The sequence below is a fragment of the Agrobacterium sp. LR_9 genome (assembly GCF_041954855.1).
Taxonomy (GTDB): Bacteria; Pseudomonadota; Alphaproteobacteria; order Rhizobiales; family Rhizobiaceae; genus Agrobacterium; species Agrobacterium leguminum.
Window position 1 is genome coordinate 11,966 of sequence record NZ_JAVAYA010000033.1, and the last position, 20,791, is coordinate 32,756.

22 protein-coding genes and 1 tRNA gene are annotated in these 20,791 nt (G+C 59.9%); 13 read left to right on the forward strand and 10 right to left on the reverse strand.

Annotated features, from left to right (window positions below):
- Positions 1 to 148 precede the first annotated feature (148 nt).
- Entirely contained in the window at positions 149 to 2,221 is a 2,073-nt protein-coding gene (locus tag RAC79_RS23545; protein ID WP_374997578.1) for a lytic transglycosylase domain-containing protein, read from the forward strand.
- A gap of 331 nt (positions 2,222 to 2,552) precedes the next feature.
- On the opposite strand, the gene RAC79_RS23550 is transcribed toward RAC79_RS23545, so the two are convergent.
- From RAC79_RS23550 to RAC79_RS23560, 3 genes are all read right to left on the reverse strand, one after another.
- Positions 2,553 to 3,599, reverse strand: a complete 1,047-nt coding sequence (locus tag RAC79_RS23550; RefSeq protein WP_142846281.1) for a porin — start codon at positions 3,597 to 3,599, stop codon at positions 2,553 to 2,555.
- Positions 3,600 to 4,201: 602 nt separating this feature from the next.
- Positions 4,202 to 5,314, reverse strand: coding sequence for a porin (locus RAC79_RS23555; protein WP_142846279.1), 1,113 nt, complete (start codon positions 5,312 to 5,314; stop codon positions 4,202 to 4,204).
- A gap of 715 nt (positions 5,315 to 6,029) precedes the next feature.
- A tRNA-Ser gene (locus RAC79_RS23560) sits at positions 6,030 to 6,120 on the reverse strand.
- Positions 6,121 to 6,282: 162 nt separating this feature from the next.
- Here RAC79_RS23560 and RAC79_RS23565 point away from each other — a divergent pair.
- Positions 6,283 to 6,624: a hypothetical protein gene (locus RAC79_RS23565; protein ID WP_065654142.1), complete on the forward strand. Its 342-nt coding sequence runs from the start codon at positions 6,283 to 6,285 to the stop codon at positions 6,622 to 6,624.
- Between the two features lie 89 nt (positions 6,625 to 6,713).
- Complete coding sequence (locus tag RAC79_RS23570; RefSeq protein WP_374997579.1) at positions 6,714 to 6,890, forward strand: hypothetical protein; 177 nt, start codon at positions 6,714 to 6,716, stop codon at positions 6,888 to 6,890.
- A 1-nt stretch (position 6,891) separates the two neighbouring features.
- Here the strand turns inward: RAC79_RS23570 and RAC79_RS23575 are convergent, their stop codons facing one another.
- Together RAC79_RS23575 and RAC79_RS23580 are read right to left on the reverse strand one after the other, a co-directional pair.
- Positions 6,892 to 7,692: an aldolase/citrate lyase family protein gene (locus RAC79_RS23575; protein WP_174038988.1), complete on the reverse strand. Its 801-nt coding sequence runs from the start codon at positions 7,690 to 7,692 to the stop codon at positions 6,892 to 6,894.
- Between the two features lie 7 nt (positions 7,693 to 7,699).
- A complete protein-coding gene (locus tag RAC79_RS23580) occupies positions 7,700 to 8,917 on the reverse strand; it encodes an NAD(P)/FAD-dependent oxidoreductase (RefSeq protein ID WP_174038987.1) in 1,218 nt (405 codons plus the stop codon).
- Positions 8,918 to 9,223: 306 nt separating this feature from the next.
- On the opposite strand from RAC79_RS23580, the gene RAC79_RS23585 reads away from it, so the two are divergent.
- Both RAC79_RS23585 and RAC79_RS23590 read left to right on the forward strand, forming a co-directional pair.
- Positions 9,224 to 9,571: a hypothetical protein gene (locus RAC79_RS23585; protein ID WP_035240153.1), complete on the forward strand. Its 348-nt coding sequence runs from the start codon at positions 9,224 to 9,226 to the stop codon at positions 9,569 to 9,571.
- A 158-nt stretch (positions 9,572 to 9,729) separates the two neighbouring features.
- Positions 9,730 to 10,842: a pyridoxal phosphate-dependent aminotransferase gene (locus RAC79_RS23590; RefSeq protein WP_174038986.1), complete on the forward strand. Its 1,113-nt coding sequence runs from the start codon at positions 9,730 to 9,732 to the stop codon at positions 10,840 to 10,842.
- A 182-nt stretch (positions 10,843 to 11,024) separates the two neighbouring features.
- On the opposite strand, the gene RAC79_RS23595 is transcribed toward RAC79_RS23590, so the two are convergent.
- Both RAC79_RS23595 and RAC79_RS23600 read right to left on the reverse strand, forming a co-directional pair.
- Positions 11,025 to 11,228 (reverse strand): hypothetical protein, encoded by a 204-nt coding sequence (locus RAC79_RS23595; RefSeq protein WP_174038985.1) that lies wholly within the window; start codon positions 11,226 to 11,228, stop codon positions 11,025 to 11,027.
- Between the two features lie 49 nt (positions 11,229 to 11,277).
- A complete protein-coding gene (locus RAC79_RS23600) occupies positions 11,278 to 11,541 on the reverse strand; it encodes a sel1 repeat family protein (protein ID WP_003524109.1) in 264 nt (87 codons plus the stop codon).
- Between the two features lie 599 nt (positions 11,542 to 12,140).
- Here RAC79_RS23600 and RAC79_RS23605 point away from each other — a divergent pair.
- The 7 genes from RAC79_RS23605 (at position 12,141) to RAC79_RS23635 (ending at position 16,058) form a co-directional block, all read left to right on the forward strand.
- Complete coding sequence (locus tag RAC79_RS23605) at positions 12,141 to 12,479, forward strand: DUF2147 domain-containing protein (protein WP_174038984.1); 339 nt, start codon at positions 12,141 to 12,143, stop codon at positions 12,477 to 12,479.
- Positions 12,480 to 12,640: 161 nt separating this feature from the next.
- Positions 12,641 to 13,237, forward strand: coding sequence for a hypothetical protein (locus RAC79_RS23610; protein ID WP_174038983.1), 597 nt, complete (start codon positions 12,641 to 12,643; stop codon positions 13,235 to 13,237).
- Between the two features lie 158 nt (positions 13,238 to 13,395).
- A complete protein-coding gene (locus RAC79_RS23615; RefSeq protein WP_020809511.1) occupies positions 13,396 to 13,578 on the forward strand; it encodes a hypothetical protein in 183 nt (60 codons plus the stop codon).
- A 10-nt stretch (positions 13,579 to 13,588) separates the two neighbouring features.
- Positions 13,589 to 13,762: a hypothetical protein gene (locus RAC79_RS23620; RefSeq protein ID WP_003509979.1), complete on the forward strand. Its 174-nt coding sequence runs from the start codon at positions 13,589 to 13,591 to the stop codon at positions 13,760 to 13,762.
- Positions 13,763 to 13,869: 107 nt separating this feature from the next.
- The gene (gene amn / locus RAC79_RS23625) at positions 13,870 to 15,375 is read left to right on the forward strand and encodes an AMP nucleosidase (RefSeq protein ID WP_078054232.1); all 1,506 of its coding nucleotides are present in this window, start codon (positions 13,870 to 13,872) and stop codon (positions 15,373 to 15,375) included.
- A 66-nt stretch (positions 15,376 to 15,441) separates the two neighbouring features.
- Complete coding sequence (locus tag RAC79_RS23630) at positions 15,442 to 15,672, forward strand: type II toxin-antitoxin system VapB family antitoxin (protein ID WP_174038982.1); 231 nt, start codon at positions 15,442 to 15,444, stop codon at positions 15,670 to 15,672.
- Complete coding sequence (locus RAC79_RS23635; RefSeq protein WP_374997580.1) at positions 15,669 to 16,058, forward strand: PIN domain nuclease; 390 nt, start codon at positions 15,669 to 15,671, stop codon at positions 16,056 to 16,058. The genes RAC79_RS23630 and RAC79_RS23635 overlap by 4 nt, the downstream gene beginning before the upstream one ends.
- A gap of 3 nt (positions 16,059 to 16,061) precedes the next feature.
- On the opposite strand, the gene RAC79_RS23640 is transcribed toward RAC79_RS23635, so the two are convergent.
- The 3 genes from RAC79_RS23640 to RAC79_RS23650 form a co-directional block, all read right to left on the reverse strand.
- Complete coding sequence (locus RAC79_RS23640; protein ID WP_174038980.1) at positions 16,062 to 16,532, reverse strand: OsmC family protein; 471 nt, start codon at positions 16,530 to 16,532, stop codon at positions 16,062 to 16,064.
- Positions 16,533 to 16,594: 62 nt separating this feature from the next.
- The gene (locus RAC79_RS23645) at positions 16,595 to 17,968 is read right to left on the reverse strand and encodes an aspartate aminotransferase family protein (protein WP_174038979.1); all 1,374 of its coding nucleotides are present in this window, start codon (positions 17,966 to 17,968) and stop codon (positions 16,595 to 16,597) included.
- Between the two features lie 305 nt (positions 17,969 to 18,273).
- The gene (locus RAC79_RS23650; RefSeq protein WP_174038978.1) at positions 18,274 to 19,182 is read right to left on the reverse strand and encodes a diacylglycerol kinase family protein; all 909 of its coding nucleotides are present in this window, start codon (positions 19,180 to 19,182) and stop codon (positions 18,274 to 18,276) included.
- Between the two features lie 235 nt (positions 19,183 to 19,417).
- Between RAC79_RS23650 and RAC79_RS23655 the strand changes: the two genes are divergently transcribed.
- Positions 19,418 to 20,662, forward strand: coding sequence for an MFS transporter (locus RAC79_RS23655; protein ID WP_174038977.1), 1,245 nt, complete (start codon positions 19,418 to 19,420; stop codon positions 20,660 to 20,662).
- Positions 20,663 to 20,791: the final 129 nt, after the last annotated feature.

A 20,791-nucleotide genomic window follows, 5' to 3' on the forward strand; every position in this document is an offset into this window, starting at 1 on the left:
GATTGAATTGCAGGGCGGCGATTAACATTTCATTAAGCCTGAAATCCCAAGATTTCCGGGTGGGACATCAGACCGTTTTCGGCAATCCCGCTGCAATGAAATGATATTACAGGAAAGTCGGCAACTCCGTTACACGATGAAGAACGGCATGAAAAAGACAGTCTGGGGATTGATGGCGGCGGGCCTTGCCGCAACCGTTTGGAACGCATTGGCCGGGCCGCTGCCGGAAGGTGCGGCACCGCTTCCCTATGTCAAGCCGAATGCGCCGACCGTTCCGGCTTTCATGCCGGCCTCGCCCGAGATCACCGGCGCCATACCGCGCCTCGACCGCCCCGACGATACAAGCCAGTTGAAGGCCGGCCTCGACGCGCTTTCCAGCCGCGATGCGGCCCGGGCGATTGCGTTGCGCAACACCATGCCGACCGGCAGCCTCGACCGCCATATCCTTACCTGGGCAATCGCCGTTTCTGGCCAGAAGGACGTCGCTTCGGCCGAAATCGCCGCCGCCCAGCGCGAGCTCTCCGGCTGGCCGGGTGCTGCCACCCTGCGCGCCAATTCCGAAAAAGCGCTTTACCGCGAAGATCCGCCGGCATCGCAGGTGCTTGCCGCCTTCGGCAATAGCCGGCCGGAAACCGCGGAAGGCAGCGTGGTGCTCGCCAAGGCGCTCGCCTCCTCCGGCAAGGGTGCGGAATCGCAGCGTCTCATTCGCCAGCTCTGGGTGAGCGAAGGCATGGACAAGGACATGGAAGACCGTGTGCTTGCCGAGTTTCCCACTTATCTGACGCCCGCCGACCACAAGGCGCGCATGGATTATCTGATGTATCGCAGCCGCATCAGCCAGGCGAAGCGTTTCGGCGATCTCGGCAAGGCGCAGTCGCTTTACAATGCGTGGGCGGCCGTGTTGCAGCGATCCACAACTGCGACTGCGCTGCTCGGCAAAGTCGACGCCTCCTGGCGCAGCGACCCCGCCTATCTTTTCGCGCGGGTGGAAAACCTGCGCAACCAGCAGAAATACTCCGAAGCCGCCGTGCTTTTGCGGCAGGCCCCGAAGGAAACGGCCAAGCTCGTCAATCCGGGCGAATGGTGGAACGAGCGGCGCATCATTGCGCGCGGCGTCGCCGATCTCGGCGATTTCGCCGAGGCCTATCGTATCGTCGCCAATCATTCGGCCACCTCCGCCGTCGATACCGCCGATGCGGAATTCCATGCCGGCTGGTATGCGCTAAGAGCGCTGCGCGATCCGGCCACGGCTTCGCGCCACTTCAACACGCTGCTGCAGACTTCGAACCGGCCGCTTTCGGCGTCGCGCGCCTATTATTGGCTCGGGCGGGCGGCGGAAGCGGGCGGACCGGGGGATGCCCGTGATTTCTTCACCAAAGCCGCCGCTCATCCCGGCACGTTTTATGGCCAGCTTGCCGCCGCGCGAATCGGCGCCAAGACACTGAATGTCACCTATCCGAGCCCCAGCAGCGGCGACCGCGAACGTTTCGCCGGCCGCGAAGCCGTGCGCGCCATCGACCGGCTGGAAGCAGCCGGTTACGGCTGGCGGGCCGACAGCCTTTACCGCTCGCTGGCGGAACAACTCGACAGTCCCGGCGAGCTTGCCATACTGGCGGCAAGGGCGGAGGGCAATGGCAATCATCAAGTCTCGCTGCAAATCGGCAAGACGGCTTTCAGCCGCGGCATCGATGCGGCCGCACTCGCCTATCCGCTCGGCGTCATTCCCGCCAGCGCCAATATTGTCGGCTCTGGCAAGGCGCTTGCTTACGCGATTGCCCGGCAGGAAAGCGCCTTCAACCCGGCCGCCGTCTCCGCCGCCAATGCGCGCGGTCTGCTGCAACTGCTGCCCGGAACCGCCAAAGGCGTGGCCGGACGCCATGGCCTGCCCTATACCCAGGCACGGCTGACCACCGATGCGGGCTATAACGCCACGCTCGGCGCGCATTATCTCGGCGAGCAGATCGACAGTTTTGGCGGTTCCTACATCCTCACCTTCATCGCCTATAATGCCGGGCCGAAGCGCGTGCCGGAATGGATCGCCCGCTATGGCGACCCGCGCGGCAAGCCGATCGACGAGGTGGTCGACTGGATCGAGCGCATCCCCTTCCCTGAAACCCGCAATTACGTGCAGCGGGTGATGGAGAATTATCAGGTCTACAAGACGAGGCTCGGGCAACAGGCCGATATCGTTGACGACCTGCGCCATGGGCGTGCGGGGTAAAGCCGGCTTCCTCAGGTGACGAGCGGAGCAATCAAGCGCCTGCCGGCCAGCGCTCGAGACCGCTGAAAAGCCTGAAGTTCTCTTCCGTTATGCTCGAGCCTGTCCCGAGCATCTGCAACATTTAGATTTCATGCGACGTGATTGGATCACTGGGGCAAGTCCCGGGGATAAGGTCGACGGCTTGGGCAGATTTGCCGATAAGCGAGAGGCCGGCTGGTCGATGCTGCAACGCACACGCAATTCCCGAAAGACTTATATTTCACCCGAGCTTCAAAAAGAAAAACCCCGGCATTTCTGCCGGGGTTTCCATCACTGACTATGTCAGATCAGATTAGAACGAACGCTGAAGGCGAACGAAACCGGTCCAGCTGTCGCCATTCGGACCATCGATGTCCTGATAGTTGGCAGCAACCTTGGCAGCCAGACCCTGGGTGATCTGGTAGTCAACCGTCAGACCAGCGCGCCATGCGTCGCGGTCGCCCGTGAAGTCACCGTCCGGAGCGATATCGATCGTGCCGAGGTACTGAGCGCCGGGGGTGATGGTCAGCTTGTCGGTAGCCTTGATGGCGTATTCAGCAGCAACGGCCCACTCGGATTCTTCGTAGTAGTAGTTCGCGCCAGAAGCCCAAACGCCGGAGATACCGAAGGTGCCCGGACCGATGTCAGCCGTAACGATTGCACGGATTGCACCATTTTCCTGGTCGGTATCGTAGGAGCCGAGCAGGTTTGCGCTGACAGCACCGAACTTGGCACCGATGATACCGCTTACGCCAACGTTATTCGGGCCTTCAAAGAAGCCGCCCTTTACGATGCCGAGGTTCGACCTAACATCGCGGGTGGCGTCAAGCTCTTCAACGCTGATACCTGCATAGAACGAACCGGCGTCGTAGGTGTAACGCAGAGCATTGCCACGAGTGGTGTTCGAAGACAGGATATCGGTTTCGCCGGAGAGATCGTCATCCCACCAGGTGTACATGTAACCGACCTTGAGGCCGCCGAGTTCGATGAAAGCCTGATCGACGTTGACGCCACGGTCGCTGTCGTTGTTGGCTTCGCCACGCAGACCAATGTAGCCACGCAGAGCGCCGAGCTCGGTGTCGGTGCGGGTGTCGATGTTGAACTGGGCGCGCGTGAACGAGTTCCAGTCAGACGTGCCGGACTTGTCACGGCCGAAGTCGGTCTGGAAACGGATGTAACCGTCGAACTTCAGGCAGGTTTCGGTGCCGGGGATGTAGAAGAAGCCGGTGCCGAAAGCGTCGCAAACGCGAACGTATTCCAGGGGCTCGGGCTCAGCAGCGACGATAGCGTCAGCGGCCTGTGCGCCGGATACTGCTGCGAGAGCCGCAGCGGAGCCGATGAGAAGGCTCTTGATGTTCATGGTTGACCTCCAGTCAAACGCTTAATCTTCTAAGCAGCGGGTGGGAAAGCACTTCAGAAATGCGTGCCGCTTATGAAGATGATTAGAGCCAAAACCGGTCGCTCAGGCAATCGTAATCATGACAGAAGGAAGACAGTAAGGTGTCCTTAGTTTTTCATTGTTGCGAAATAGCTACAATTCTAACCGACGCGACCCCATTCGTTAAAAAATCGTTAATAACTTATGTTTTTCAGTCACTTAACAATAGGCTCGAAAAATCGGCCGTGAGAAAACCTACGAGATCACCTCAATCTGGACACGATCAGGCCACTGGAAATTGTAAAAAAGACGATTGCAATATGCATAGTATCCTACTTCTGCAAGAAAAAACCGACCGAAAGCAAAAACCACATCCTCGGATTCGTTAAGCGACTCAAGGCTCCCGATACCGAGCGAATCGATGGGCATGTGTAGCGGTCTGCTCCGAGCATCAACCCGCGGAAAATCGGAACGCCGCCACGATCTCGTCACCTGTAGCGATGCCTGCCCTATCAAGATGCCATTCAAACAAAAAAGCCCGGCTCGAGAGCCGGGCTTTCCATCACTGACAATGTCAGATCAGATTAGAACGAACGCTGAAGGCGAACGAAACCGGTCCAGCTGTCGCCACCGCCGTTAACACCTTCGGTGCCATCGACGTCCTGGTAGTTAACAGCAACCTTCGTGGAGAGACCCTGGGTGATCTTGTAGTCAACCGTCAGGCCAGCGCGCCATGCATCGCGGTCGCCGGTGAAGTCGCCGTCCGTACCGATGTCCAGCGTACCGAAGTACTGGAAGCCGGGGGTGATGACGAGCTTGTCGGTTGCCTTGATGGCGTATTCTGCAGCAACTGCCCACTCAGACTCTTCGTAGTAAGCGTTTGCGCCAGAAGCCCATACGCCAGAGAGACCGAAGGTGCCGGGGCCGATGTCGGCCGTCAGGATGCCGCGGATAGCGCCGTTTTCAGCGTCGGTGTCGTAACCGCCGAGAACGTTGAGGTTCACGCCGCCGAACTTGGCGCCGATGATTGCGCTCACGCCAACATTGTTGTCGCCTTCGCCGTTCAGGGCGGTCCAGTTCAACTGGTTCACACCAAGGTTGTTGCGCTGAATGGTTACAACGCCGCCAGACGTCGTGATCGAGTTACCAGCGATAACGCCTTCGAGTTCTTCAACAGCAACGCCAACGTAGAAGGAGCCAGCGTCGTAGGTGTAACGGATGGCGTTCAGACGAGTGGAGTTCGAAGAAAGGATATCGGTTTCGCCAGAGAGACCGTCATCCCACCAGTTGTAGTAGTAACCAACCTTCAGGCCGCCGAGCTCGATGAAAGCCTGGTCAACGTTGACACCACGGTTGCTGTCGTTGTCAGCATCGCCACGGAAGCCGATGTAGCCACGCAGAGCGCCGAGCTCGGTGTCGGTGCGGGTGTCGATGTTGAACTGGGCGCGGGTGAACGAATCCCAGTCAGACGTGCCGGACTTGTTGCGGCCGAAGTCGGTCTGGAAACGGATGTAACCGTCGAACTTCAGGCAGGTTTCGGTGCCGGGGATGTAGAAGAAGCCGGTGCCGAAAGCGTCGCAAACGCGAACGTATTCCAGGGGCTCAGGCTCAGCAGCGACGATAGCGTCGGCAGCGTGAGCGCCGGATACTGCTGCGAGAGCCGCAGCGGAGCCGATCAGAAGGCTCTTGATGTTCATGGTTGACCTCCAGTCAAAGTTTTTAAGTGGGTCTGGGTACTTTCGCTGAAGGACAGCATTCCCTGCCCCATTCCCGTGTTCTTAGAAGCCAAACGATCCACCGCCTCGCTTCTGGTGGTGAAAATACAAAAGGTTTCGCCGCTTGCAATCGCCAACATCCGATAAATAGCATTTACGTATATGCTTCATTTCGGTTTGTTGCGGAAACAACACACAGTGCGCAGCCGGCCCGCAGGCGGCTTTACCATGCGTTAAGAAATTGCTTGAAAATCCGTTAGTTAGCGAGGTTAACAAGGTATTTCTAAACTACCGGCTTTTTCGGCGAAGACTTGCCTCGCCGGGCAAGGATGATGGAAACTTTTGCTTCCTCACACCCCTGCACCTGACACTCCTTCGCAGCGCGCATGAAGAAACGATGGAAAAACCCATGCCGTTTGCCGCCCGATTCCCCGCATAACGATTCGAAAGACTCGCCGCATGTCGGTTACGATGCCGATACGCCGCCACCCGGCCGGTTTGCCGTGAGAACTGTTTTGATGACGTGACGTCGAGTTTGACGATTGCCCGTCAATATCGGCAGCAGCCGATTTGTCGCGCGTGTCAATTCGAAACAGACGGACGGACAAGAGACATGCGGAGACCGTCGCCAAAGCGCTCCGGCGGCGGCTTGGTACTGGGAACGATGGGGCTGGGATTTTCCGGTCTTGCGCCGAAGTGGCGGAGAGGATGGGATTCGAACCCACGATACGCTTTTGACGTATACTCCCTTAGCAGGGGAGCGCCTTCGACCACTCGGCCACCTCTCCGGTGCGGCCTGATTATTGCGTAAAAAAAATGATTGCAAGGCTTTTTCGCCAAGAAGCACAAAAACCTGTTGGCTGAATATCCTCCTGCGAAACTTTGCGGGCCTTTAGGGAACTTCTTGCAGGCCGGCACGTTCTGCCTTCGGTAACAAAAGAGGTGTTCTAATGGCTCAGACCAAACTGAATGTTGTCGAAGACACGATCGAAAACCAGATTGCGGAGTTGCGTTCGCAGATCTCGTCCCTCTCCAAATCCGTATCCGCCCGCGCGGAAGGTGTGAGCGAGGATGCGTCCGAATTTCTGGATGAGGCGCGCGGACGCGTTCGCAAGGCCGCGCATAATGTCCGCGCCCAGGGCCAGAATGTCGTGGAAGCCGTCAAGGAAAATCCCGGCACGGCGACTTCCCTGCTGACGATCGTTGGCGCACTCGGTTTTGCCATCGGTTATGCGGTTGGCGCGAGCACGCAGCAGAACTCGTCGAACAGCAGCCTTTATCGCTGGCGCTGATCGCCTGACCGAATTAAAATTGAGGCAAGGCGGGTCTATCCTGCCTTGCCTTCTCTTACTGGTTTGAAATGTGATGAATGGGGGCGGATATGCAATTCACCGACGATATTGAAGCGGCTCTGTCGGATTTTGCGAGGGATCATGGCGTCGACAGGGATGAGGCCATCCAGCGCATCATTCGCGCCGCCCTTATCAATAGCGGTTATCTCGCCTCCGGCGAAGAAGGCATTCCGCCGGAAAAGCTGAACGCCAGCAACGACGACTGAATTAATAGCCAGACCGTGATGGTGCGGGCGCTGCTCCGCCCTTGTAACGGGCCGAGAGCGCACGCAGGGTACTGGCGAATTCCGTCACATCCGCGCCGACTGCCACGAAGGACGCGCCGAGTTCAAGATAGCGGCGATTATAGGTTTCGTTGAAGGTGAGAATGCCGGCGGCCTTGCCCGCCTTGACGATCTTGACGATGGCCGCCTCGATCACCGCCTGCACTTCCGGCTCATCTATCCTGCCGAGATAGCCCATATCGGCGGCCAGATCCGCAGGGCCGATGAAGACGCCGTCCACGCCCTCCACCGCAAGAATATTGTCGAGATCGTTGATCGCCGCGCGCGTTTCGGCCTGCACCAGCAGGCAGACGCTGTCCGAGGCGCTGTCGGCATAGTCGGTTATCGTGTTGAAGGCGGAAGCGCGGGCAACGGCAGCACCCATGCCGCGAATGCCGCGCGGCGGATAATGCATCGCGCTGACCAGATCCTTCGCCTGGGTTGCCGAATCAACCATCGGCACCAGAAGCGTGCGCGCACCCCCATCCAGAAGCTGCTTGATCATCCAGCTTTCGCCAACCGGCACGCGCACCACCGGTTCGGCAGGCGATGTGGCAAGGGCGCGCAACTGGTCGATGATGCTGCGCAGATCGTTCGGCCCATGCTCGCCGTCGATCACCAGCCAGTCGAACCCCGCCGTACCGGCGATTTCCGCCGTGATCGCCTCGCCCATATCGAGCCAGAGGCCGATCTGCGGCTTGCCGGCATGGATGGCGGTTTTAAAACGGTTTTCGGGAGCAGGCATGATGTCCTCAGGAAAGCAGTAATTTCAGATCGGCGGAAGCATCCGCCAGAATGGCACGATCCGGCTCCGCGCCGGTATCGAGCAGTTTCTTGCCCGCGACATAGGCCTTGGCATCGTTTACGGCATCCACCGCCACGAATCGTCCATCGCGGAAATACCAGACGGACCAGCTGCCCTCACGCGCGCCCTGCCTCAGCATCGTCTCGTCGTAACCCAGGTTGAAGCCGGCAATCTGCAGCTTGGCGTCATATTGATCCGACCAGAACCATGGCTTCGGATCATAGGCGGCTTCAGCCCCGGTCAGCACGGCAGCGGCCGCCTCGGCCTGATCGACTGCGTTCTGTACCGATTCGAGACGCACATGCTGGCCGCGCCAAGGCAGCAGCGCGCAGTCGCCCACCGCATGAATGGCGTTGTCGGAGGTGCGGGTATGGTCATCCACCACGATGCCATTGCCGACATCGAGGCCCGATTCGCGAGCGAGGCGATCATTCGGCGTCACGCCGATGCCGACAATCACAAAGTCCACATCCAGCGTCGAGCCGTCGGAGAGTTCGGCTGCGGCCACCCGGCCGTCCATGCCGACAAGGCGCACAAGACCGGTCTTTTCGCGAATGGAAACGCCGTGGGCCTGGTGGATGCCGCGCATGATATCGGCGGTTTCCTTCGCCGCCACACGCTGGAGAATGCGGTCGGCCATTTCGATCAAGGTCACTTCGAGGCCGAGCTTGCGCGCGACGGCCGCTGCTTCGAGACCGATATAACCGCCGCCGATCACCAGCAGCCTGCGGCCGGGTTTCATCTCCTCCATGAGACGGTCGGCATCACGCTTGTCGCGAACGGTCAGGACGCCTTCCAGATCGCCGCCGATACTGGCGGGCAGCAGGCGGGGAGCAGCCCCGGTCGCCAGCACCAGCCTGTCATAGGAAAGCGTGCTGCCGTCCTGCATGCGCAGGAATTTGGCGGCGCGGTCTATCTCCTCGACCCAGGTGGAAAGCCGGATATCGACATTGTTCTCCGCGTACCATTCCTCCGGCCGGAACATCAGCCGGTCGAAGCTCATCTCGCCGAGGAGGTATTTTTTGGAGAGCGGCGGCCGCTGGTAAGGATAGGCATCCTCGGAACCGACGATGGTGATGGGGCGCTCATCCTTCAGCGCCCGCAGCTTCGACGCCAGCGCGAAAGCGGCCTGCCCCGCCCCGACGATTACCAGCCTTCCCGTCACAATCCACTCCCAGAAGAATCACGAAGCGCCGGTCCTGCCGGGCCCCGAGATGCGATATTGCAAGGTTCAGGCGTAACGCCAAGTACGGCCCCAGTCAACACCAGCCCCGTGCAAGCGTGACGCAGTATCAGCACAGGCTGCAACCGTATGGGACCGAGCGCATTTCCATAGCCGAAACATCGGCTTCCGAAGGGAAGATTGGTCGAGATCGAGACACAGAACAGACAATTGCGCGGATTTCCTTCATGCCCTGGCAAGGAAGCGGCGTTAAAATCGGCATCAAAAGAGGCAATCCGGGAGGTTGTCATGGCTTTGCATATGGATCCCCGTCAGAACGTCCCCCAGGACGAAATGTACGAGAAATTTCAGATCGACCGGCCCGGCAAGATCACCTTCATCGGGCATCATCTCAGCGCCAAGGACACCATGCGCTGCCTGGTGCGGACTATTTCCCTTTACGGCGCGGAACTGGATGTCAGTCCCGATCTGGAAATGCCGGCCAATTTCTATCTGGAAATTCTCGGTATCCGCGATGAGATCGGCTGCACGCTGATCCGCCGCGAAGAGGAAAAAGTGACGATCGGCTTCAATATGCTGATCGATGCGGAGTTCCTGCACCATGTGCGACGCCTGAGCTTCGAGACCAACGCGTGATCCTGACATGACAGGCCGATGGCTTTTCCGTCTCCTCGCCGGGACGTAAAATTCTGGTCCAAAACAGTCGTGCCGGAACCGGCTGCGCCTTGCGTCCGGTTTTTTTGCACCTATTGTGAGCCGGGTTTTAAACACACAGGTACCGGAACTCTCAGCCAATGTCAGCCTTTTCCCGCCTCACGCCGCTTGCCGCTTCGCTTCCCTCAACCGTTCCCTTCGTCGGCCCCGAAGCCATCGAGCGCAACCGCGGCCTGAAGGTTGAAGCGCGTATCGGCGCCAATGAGAGCGGCTTCGGCCCCGCCCCTTCCGTGCTTCTGGCCATGCGCGATGCGACGGCCGAGACCTGGATGTACAGCGATCCGGAAAATTATGAGCTGAAGGAAGCGCTTGCCATCCACCATGGCGTTGCACGCGGCAATATCGCCATCGGCAGCGGCGTCGATGGGCTGCTGGGTGAGATCGCGCGGCTGATCGTCGAGCCGGGCACGCCTGTCGTCACCTCTTTTGGCGGCTACCCCACCTTCAATTACCATGTGAACGGTTTTGGCGGGAAACTCGTGACCACACCCTATGTCGACGATCACGAAGACCTTGACGGGCTTCTCGATCTCGTCATCCGGGAAAATGCGCCGCTCGTTTATTTCGCCAATCCCGACAATCCGATGGGAAGCTGGTGGGAAGCGAGCGAAGTGATCGCCTTTGCCCGCGCGTTGCCGGAAACCTGCCTGCTCATTCTGGATGAGGCCTATTGCGAAACCGCGCCCGAAAGCGCCGTCCCAGCCATCGACGAGCTGATCGGCCAGCCGAACATTCTGCGCATGCGCACCTTCTCGAAAGCCTATGGGCTGGCGGGTGCGCGCGTGGGTTACGCCATCGGCACGCTCGGCAATGTCGAAGCCTTCGACAAGATCCGCAACCATTTCGGGATGGCGCGCATTTCGGTCGCCGGCGCTTTGGCGGCGCTGAAGGATCAGGTCTATCTGCATGAAGTCGTTGGCAAAATTTCTGACGCCCGTGAGCGCATTTCGGTAATCGCGCGCAATAACGGCCTTTCCCCGCTCCCCTCCGCCACCAATTTCGTCACCATCGATTGCCACCGCGACGGGGCTTATGCCCGCGCCATCGTCGATGGGCTGATGGAACATGGCGTCTTCATCCGCATGCCGGGCGTCGCGCCGCTCAACCGCTGCATTCGCGTGAGCGTGGGGCCGGGTGACAAGCTCGATCTTTTCGAGGAGGCGCTGCCGAAGGTCCTCAAGGCGATCGGCTGATATCGAGTGCCGTCATTCCGGCCTTGAGCCGGAATCCAGCGCGATCAAGTCCTTGATCGCGAAAGACCCTTTCACGCCGCAGACGCGGCGTGGCTGGATGCCGGATCAGGTCCGGCATGACGGAAGAAGGAAGCGATTCGAAAACCGCACCTGTCATGCCTGCCGTAGCGGTTTCATCCTCATCACAGGATGATGCGAATGCGATTCAACATCCGCCCGCAAGCCCCTGCCCGCGAATCGTTTTCCGGCGAAGCGACATCGCCAAACATAAGAAAACCGCGCCGGCCTTGTTCCTGCCGGTCGCGGTTTGATGTGTCAGCGCAAAAGCCCTTTTCGAAGCCCTCGCCGCGTTCCCCTTCGGGTTTACTTTCCTTTGCGCCGGTCATCGGGACTGGAGGGAACCGGGCCGGCAATCTCAATAATGGCTTGGGTAAATCAGTGCATCGTCATCCAGTCGCGGGCGGCGCGCAGCGCTTCGGCCAGTTCCGATTTCGTCATGTTGCGGGCGAGATCGGCGCGCAGCGAAGCGGCTCTTTCCGATCCGCGGATCGCGGCGATGTTGAGCCATTTATGGGCGGCGATCAGGTCCACCTTGCAGCCCCGGCCGGTCGCATAGACCAGGCCGAGATTGCAAAGAGTGTCGGCGCGGGTTTCGCCACCGGCAGCCATTTCGATATCGCGAATTTCAAAGCGTGCCATTGTTTTAATCCCTGTCCTTCTGCCTGTTTCATCATTCGCCTTCTTGTCGAGGCCATCGTCCGGACCTGCCGTCTTTTGCGGCTTTTTTGTCCTTTCGTCCGGCAGGTTTTCCCTGCGCTTTTGATGAGTTCACTATGCCACGGGGCCTTCAACGGTCGCTTAAAAGGCATGATTAATGGGCCGCAAACAAACTGCAAACGATTGGTAAAATTGGGTTTTCGTTAAATATCACGAGCCGCGGAAATTAAGGACTTTGCGGCGAATTTTACGAAAAGTTTAGAATTGGATTTAAACCCTTCCTTCACCACGATCAAAACAGCGATTTTCCAATTCTCCCTCTTTCGCTCCTCCCGCCGCTGAAAATGCCGCGCCGGGGCCGCAAATTTCTGTTTCCTTTTACGTGAACGTCAAATACTATCCGCCCTGCCCGTCATGAGGATGAAACGGGCACAGGATAACGCGGTGCAAGGAGCAATCGTTGCGCCGCAGGCGGCTTGGGCCAGAGATGGCGCATTCGCCCGCCAAAAGGGTTTGATCTGCGCATTACGTCTTTGGGCCGCCGGCTCGAGAAAGCCTGCGCGCATTTCGGGAGGAATTTTATGAAGCGTATAATGACGATTGCCGCCGCCCTCATGCTGAGCGGCAACCTTGCCTTCGCCGCCGAGGCAATCGAAGGCAACTGGAAGACCGCCAGTGGCGAAACTGCCGTGATCGGCCCCTGCGGCGGCGCCTTCTGCGTGACGCTGAAGACCGGCAAACACGCCGGAAAACAGATCGGCAAGCTTTCCGGCAATGGAAACAGCTATTCGGGTGAAATCACCGATCCCGCCAATGACAAGACCTACAGCGGCTCCGGCACCGTTTCCGGCAACTCGCTGAGCATGAAGGGCTGCGTGCTGAAGGTTCTGTGCAAATCGCAGACCTGGACGCGGCTGTAATCGACAGGGCGGCGGGCGGGCTTCTGTCCTGCCGCCTGCGGTCCCGCGCCTGACGGGACGGTGCGCTGCCAAGGATTTTGCCCGAGACTGCGGGCGCACGCCGCATGGAAGCCATATATCCGTTGATGTATCGTTGCGCCCAACACCAACGAGAGCGACGCATGCGCCCCACCCTTTCGACAATCCTGATTGCGGGCACCTCGCATGTCGGCAAAAGCACCCTTGCCGGCCTGCTGAGCGAAAGGCTGCGCTGCGAGGCAATATCGACCGACAGTCTCGCCCGCCATCCGGGCAGGCCATGGCCGGGCATTCCGGCACCGGTGGAAGAATATTACGCGCGGCTCTCGGCGGAAACAATTCACTGGTTCCTGAAGATACATCATCAGAACATCTGGCCGCTGATCCGCACGATGATCGACAGCAGGTCCGGCACCGGCACTCCCACGATCTTCGAGGGCGCGGCGCTGCGGCCGGAATTCATCTCGCCCCTGCTTGGCGGCGAGGTCGCCGGTGTCTTTCTCCACGCCGGCAATGATTTTCTTCTCGAGAGAATGCGCTCTCACGCCCGCTATGAAGATGCAGCGGCTGAGAAGCGGCGGATCATCGACGCCTTTATCGAGCGTTCGTTGCGGGAAAATACGGACATGCTGGCATCCGCGCGGGAGCACCGCGTGCCGGTTGTCGATGTGACGCAGCCTCAGGCATTCGAGACCCTGCTGACCGATCTTGCTGCACGTGCGGAAGCCCCTCTGTCCTGATCGAAAATCGGGTGGCCCGCGAGATGCCCGGCGCCATTGCGGCATCAATCTGCCATGTCACCGCCTGTTAACATCCCTGAATGCCATATGAACCGGGGTCTCAGGGTCCGTTCAGTCCGAGTGTGGCAAAACTCTGTCCATCAACTCCAATAAGGGGAATGGACATGGCAAAGCTGATCAGCCGACTGGCAATCTTCGCGTTTCTCATGGCGATCTTCGCCATGTCCTTCGCCTCGCTCGTCGTTAATCCGAACCGCAGTTTCCAGCGGGTGAATGCAGGCGCGGCGATCGCCTGCCAGCACAGCCCCTCGCCCGCCGCCAATTGCCCCGTCGTGTTGTGAGGACAGGCCGATGACGACAAGTTTTTCCAACGGCCTGTTTTCCGCGCTGCGGCTGGTGCTGATGGCGTCGATCTTTCTCGGTCCGGTCGCCGGACTTGCGGTTTACAAGGCCGATCCCCGCCCCGCCTCCAAGGGCGCCGGCTTCGTGCTTTTGATGAGCCTGCAGCGCGGCGCGCTCGGCTGAAATTTTCCGCCGACCCGCCGTTATTCGAACTGCCCTTTTTGCGTTTCTTTTCAGTTTCTTCGTATTTCTGTCGCTTGCCTGTCGAAATTGGCCTCTTATAATGGGCCATGACAATAGCAAAACGAACGATTCCGCCCCTCACCTTCATCAGCCCCGAGCCTTTCGCGCCGCAGTCCTTCACGGACCCGAAAGAAGCTGTGGCGGCTTTGACCGCGCTTTACGAACGCAATACGGCGTTCCTGATCAATTCCTTTACCGAGCTTGCCAAGGGCGCGCCGATTGCCGGGCGCTACCGCGCCTGCTATCCGCAGGTGAGCCTTGAGACCGCCACCTTCGGCCATGTCGATTCGCGTCTCTCCTACGGCCATGTCACCGCCCCCGGCGTTTACACGACGACCATCACCCGGCCGGAGCTTTTCCGCCATTACCTTAAGGAACAGCTGGGGCTTCTAATGAAGAACCACGGCGTTCCGGTCACGGTTTCGGAATCGGCCACGCCCATTCCGCTGCATTTCGCTTTCGGCGAAGGCGCCTATGTCGAGGCGGCGGCGGCCTCCTCGCTGTCCGACGTGCCGCTGCGCGATCTGTTCGATACGCCCGACCTCAACAATACCGACGATCTCATCGCGAATGGCGAATATGATCAGGTGCCGGGCGAACCCGCGCCGCTCGCGCCCTTTACCGCGCAGCGCATCGATTATTCGCTAGCCCGCCTCAGCCACTATACGGCAACCAGCGCCAACCATTTCCAGAACTTCGTGCTGTTCACCAACTATCAGTTCTATATCGATGAATTCGCCGCATGGGCGCGTCAGTTGATGAAGAATGGCGGCGAGGGTTACACGGCTTTCGTGGAGCCGGGCAATATCGTCACCCCCGCCGGTTGCGACAAGCCGGAAACGGATGCCGTGCTCGCGCGCCTGCCGCAGATGCCCGCCTATCACCTGAAGAAGAAGGGCCATGCCGGCATCACGCTGGTCAATATCGGCGTCGGCCCCTCCAACGCCAAGACGATCACCGACCACATCGCCGTGCTGCGCCCGCATGCCTGGCTGATGGTTGGCCACTGCGCTGGCCTGCGCAACAGCCAGCGGCTTGGCGATTATGTTCTGGCGCATGCCTATGTGCGTGAGGACCACGTTCTGGATGACGACCTGCCGGTCTGGGTGCCGATCCCGGCGCTTGCCGAAGTGCAGCTGGCGCTGGAAGGCGCCGTGGCGGAAGTTACCGGCTACGAGGGCTTCGAGCTGAAGCGCATCATGCGCACCGGCACCGTCGCCACCATCGACAACCGCAACTGGGAGCTTCGCGATCAGGCTGGCCCCGTCAAGCGCCTGTCGCAGTCGCGCGCCATAGCGCTCGACATGGAATCGGCCACCATCGCCGCCAATGGCTTCCGCTTCCGCGTGCCCTACGGCACCCTGCTCTGCGTTTCCGACAAGCCGCTGCATGGCGAACTGAAACTGCCCGGCATGGCGACGGAGTTCTACCGCACCCAGGTCGCCCAGCATCTACAGATCGGCATCCGCGCCGTGCAGAAGCTCGCCGCCATGCCCACCGAAACGCTGCATTCGCGCAAGCTTCGAAGCTTTTACGAGACGGCGTTCCAGTAAAAACAGATATCGCGGAAAGCGTCCTTGGTGTATTATTTCGAAAATCGATACACCAAGGAGTTTTCGATGCGCACCAACATTGAACTCGATGACGCCTTGCTCGCCGAGGCGATGGAAATCACCGGCCTTTCGACAAAAAAGGCAACAGTGGAAAAGGCGTTGCGCGATCTGGTGCGCATTCATCGTCAAATGCGCGCCCTCGATGCGTTGGAGGGCATGGGCTGGGAAGGTGATCTGGACGAGATGCGGACGGATTGGGATGCTGAGACGGACTGGGATGCGAAGAACGCCAAATGATCGTAGCAGATAGCTCTGCCTGGATTTCACTTATTCGAAAAGACGCGCCCACCCTCTCCGCCAAGTTTCGCGCCTTAATGGCGCAGGGCGAAATTCTGATCGGCGATATCATTCTTCTTGAGGTGCTTAGAGGCGCGCGTGACGGTCATCATGCGCGCCGACTTGAGCAGATGCTGGGCGAATTTCCCTGCGTCGCGATGATATCGCCCCAGCTCGCCATCAAGGCCGCCGCCAATTACCGCTTCATGCGGGAGCGCGGCTATACGATCAGAAAAAGCAACGACCTCATTATCGGTACCTACTGTATCGAGCACGGGCACACGCTGTTGCAAAATGACCGAGACTTTCAGCCGATGGCCGATCATCTCGGTCTGCGCCTGGCGTGAGCCTCAAACCACCTTCACCGTCCCTTCCACCCGCACCGGAAAATTCACGGAGCGCGCAATGAAGCATTTGTCATGCGCATCATGGTGCAGCTCATCCGCCCGGGCGGCATCCCCCTTTGAAATGGTGATGACCGGCTTCAGCACCACTTCGCTGAATTGCCCCGCGCCATCCTTTTCCATCACCAGCGTGCCTTCGGCATTGTCGACATAGTCTTCAACGATGATGCCGTTGACCGAGCAGAAATGCAGGTACCACAGCTTGTGGCAGGCCGAGAGCGAGGCGACCAGCAGGTCTTCCGGGTTCCAGCGGGAGGGATCACCGCGGAAGGCCGGGTCGGAGGAGCCGGCGATATCGGCTTTTCCCGCCGTGGAAATCGTGTAGTCGCGCTCATAATCGCGATAACCAGAGGTGCCCTTGCCACGATTGCCAGTCCACTTCACCTGAACGGTGTAATGATGTTCCTGTCCTGCCATTTTAGTCCTCCCTTTGGATTCTTTTTTCGCATTCTTTACCGGAAAACCGGTGCCCACTTTTCCTAGAAATGCTCTCGCGTATCGCGCAGATGGTCGAGCGCCTTGACAAGCGTCCCGATGATTTGATCGACTTCGGAACGGCTGATCGTCAGGGCTGGCGAGGCGAGCATACGGTCGCCCGTGGCGCGCATGACGAGGCCGTTTGCCAGGCAATGATTGCGCACGGCGGTTCCTATATCGTCCGGCCTGGCGAAACGCGTGCGCGTCGTCTTGTCGGCCGTTAGCTGCAGGCCGCCAATCAGGCCGACATTGACGGCCTCGCCCACCAGTTCGTGGTCCTCAAGGCTTTTCCAGCCCTGCGAGAAATAGGGGCCGATATCGTCGCGCACCCGCTCTACCAGCCCCTCAGCCTCGATGATGCGGAGATTTTCCAGCGCAGCGGCGGCACAGACAGGGTGGCCGGAATAGGTGAAGCCATGGTTGAAGTCACCGACTTCAGACATCATCACTTCCGCCACCCGATCGGACACGATCACGCCGCCGATTGGCAGATAACCTGATGACAGGCCTTTGGCGACCGGGGCGAGATCCGGCTCGACGCCGAAATGCTGATAACCGAACCATGAACCGAGACGGCCGAAACCGCAGATCACCTCATCGGAGACGAGCAGGATGTTGCACGCCTTGCAGATGCGGGCGATTTCCGGCCAGTAGGTTTCCGGCGGCACGATGACGCCGCCCGCACCCTGAATGGGTTCGGCCACGAAAGCGGCGACATTTTCCTCGCCGAGTTCATCGATCTTCGCTTCCAGTTCGCGCGCCACCTTCAGGCCGAATTCGGCCGGTGAAAGATCGCCGCCCTCGGCATACCAATAGGGCTGGCCGATATGGGCCACGCCCTCGATCGGCAGGTTGCCCTGCTCGTGCATCCATTTCATGCCGCCGAGCGAAGCGCCCGCCACCGTCGAGCCGTGATAGCCGTTGCGTCTTGCGATTACCCTGGTCTTCGTCGGATGGCCGAGCGCCTTCCAGTAAACGCGCGCCATGCGGAACCAGGTATCGGTCGCTTCCGAGCCGGAGTTGGTGAAGAAGACATGGTTCATCTTCGGCCCGGCGCGCGAGGCGATCTTCTGCGCCAGAAGCGTCGCGGGCGGCGTGGTGGTGCCGAAAAACGCGTTGTAATAAGGCAGTTCGTTCATCTGGCGCTGCACGACATCGGCGATCTCGCGGCGTCCGTAGCCGATATTCACGCACCAGAGGCCGGCAAAGGCGTCGAGATATTTCTTGCCGGTGCTGTCATAGATGAACACCCCTTCAGCGCGCTCGATGATGCGGGTGCCGGCGGCGTTGAGCTTGCCCATGTCGGAAAAGGGGTGGAGGTGATGGGCGGCATCGATGGCGGCGAGATTGGACATCGGCTTGGAGATTTCATTCATGACAGATCGCACTCCCATAAAGGCAGCGGCGCTCACGCCACCGCGCCCGCCGAACATGGCCGGGCGGCTTCGATTTGGCAAGGCTGGCGTTTTTTAGGGGGCGGCTTGGACGAGCGAGTGCGGCTGGGTTTCTTCTCCCCGCCGGGGAGAAGGTGGCCCGAAGGGTCGGATGAGGGGGCTAGCTCTCCGAATATCTCTACCGTAGCCCCCTCATCCCGCTGCCGCGGACTTCTCCCCCTCGGGGAGAAGAAACAAGCGGCAAACACCCTGTCCATAGGCGGGTGTCGCTGCTCCTCAGTCACGCGCTATGCGAAGAACGACCGACCCACAAGCACCTTCAATTCGCCGGCATGGACTTCGAGCGCCACATCCCGCTCCATCGGCAGCAATTCGCCATCGATGACGCAGCGCAGGTCATGGCGCTTCTTCGGAAAATGCAGTTCCACATCCGTCACGGTCATGGCGGTCACGGCGGCGTTTTCTTTCAGCCTGCCGCGCAGAATGTCGAAAGCGAGCTTCGCGACACCGGAAGGACGCAACGGGTCGGTGAGATAAAAGCCGAGATGGCCGCCCGAGACATTATCCGCCACCAGCAGCGAGCTCTGGCCGAATTCATTGTTGGAGACGGAAATGGCCGAGACCTTGCGATGCTGCGTTTCGCCGTTGACGGTATATTCCACTTCGAAGACCGGCGGATTGAGGATGACGTTGATGGCGGCGCGGACGCTTGCCTTGATCTTGCCGAGGCGGGAGGCAAAAGCGAGATTGTTGCGATAGCGCACCATGCGCGAATGCAGGCCCGCGGAAAACTGGTGGACGAAGAGGCGGCCATTGGCGCTGGCGATGTCGACACTGGCAATCTCGCCATTCGCCAGCGTCTCCAGCACCTGGCGAATATCGAGCGGCAGCTTCAGCGAACGGGCGAAGAGGTTCATGGTGCCGGCCGGAATGATGCCGAGCGCGATGCCGTGTTTCCAGGCGATGGCGGCTGCTGCGGAAATCGTGCCGTCACCGCCGCCGGCAATGATGCCTTCAATGCCCGGCTCATCGGCGGCGCGCTCCATTTCCTCGACGATATCCTTTCCGGAGACCAGACGGCAATCGATGGCGTGGCCGGCGCGGGCGAAGACCTCGCGGGCATGGTCGCAATAGGCCTCCATGTCGGTGGTGCGAAACGTGCCGCCGTCACGATTGAAAATTGCAATGAGCTTCATGTTTCCAACCCGATCCATTGAGGCAGCCGCGCGTAAATGCCTGACCCTATATAGGGTTCCGAACACCATCGCGTGAAGATGCTCTTTTGCCGAGAATCGCTCTACCGCAACGCATCATTTCATGTTAGGGATCACTTAAGGTCATTTTCATGACCGCGCATCTCCAGTCAGGGCAGACCGCTCCCATACGGTCTTGCCCTTTTTTCTGTGGGCCCTTCCCGCTTTTCAGGTCACGATGAGCCAGTCGAATATGTCCGAAGCCCGCCCTGGCGCGGAGAATGAAACCGTTTACACGGACGCTCCTGCCGTGGCCCTTTCCCCGCTTGCCATCGCGCTCATCGAACTGGCGCTTGCCGCCGGCGGCTTCGGCATCGGCACCGGCGAATTCGCCATCATGGGCCTCCTTCCGGACGTTGCCACCACCTATGGCGTCACCGTTCCGCAGGCGGGTTATGTCATCACGGCCTATGCGCTCGGCGTCGTCATCGGCGCGCCGATCATCGCGGTTCTCGCCGCGCGCATGACGCGCCGCACCCTGCTTCTCGGCCTGATGGGGCTTTTTGCGGCCGGTAATATCTTGAGCGCCGTCGCGCCGGATTTCCTGAGCTTCACCGTTCTGCGCTTCATCACCGGCCTGCCGCATGGGGCTTATTTCGGGGTTGCGGCGCTGGTGGCGGCCTCCATGGCGCCGATCCACAAGCGCGCCCGCGCCGTTGGCCGCGTCATGCTCGGCCTCACCATCGCCACCCTGCTCGGCACGCCGCTCGCCACCTTCTTCGGCCAGCTGCTTTCCTGGCGCGCGGCCTTCATGCTGGTCGGCGGCATCGCGCTTTTGACGGTGGCTCTGCTCTGGTTCTTCCAGCCGCGTGACAGGGTGGAGGAAGGCGCCAGCGTGTGGCGCGAACTCGGCGCTTTCCGCCGCGTGCAGGTGTGGCTGACGCTCGCCATCGCCGCTGTCGGCTTCGGCGGCATGTTCTCGGTCTTCAGCTATATCGCCAAGACCACCACCGATGTGGCGATGATGCCGGTTTCCACCGTCTCCATGGTGCTGGCGCTGTTCGGCATCGGCATGAATGTCGGCAATGTGGTCGGCTCGCGGCTGGCCGATATTTCGCTCAACGGCACGATTGGCGGCATGCTCGCCTTCAACGTGCTTGTCATGACCGTGTTCGGCATGACGGCGGACAATCCTTTCATGCTCTGCCTCTGCGTCTTCCTGATCGGCTGCGGTTTCGCCGCCTGTCCGGCCGTGCAGACGCGGCTGATGGATGTGGCGCAGGATGCGCAGACGCTGGCCGCCGCCTCCAACCATTCCGCCTTCAACATCGCCAATGCACTCGGCGCCTGGCTCGGCGGCCTCGTCATCGCCATGGGTTTCGGTTACGCCTCCACCGGTTATGTGGGCGCGCTTCTTTCCCTTCTCGGGCTTGGCGTTTTCCTTGTTTCCGTCACCGTAGAGCGGCGCGAAAAGGCGGCTTGAAGCCGCCTTTTTTAAAGCCTGCGCCGCCGCCCCTCGCCACGGTGCAGAACCTTGCGGAAATTTCATGATCGGGTGCTTGACTCTTTTCGGTTTCAGGCGCAACACGGCCGTACGCGCAGGCCAATCAGC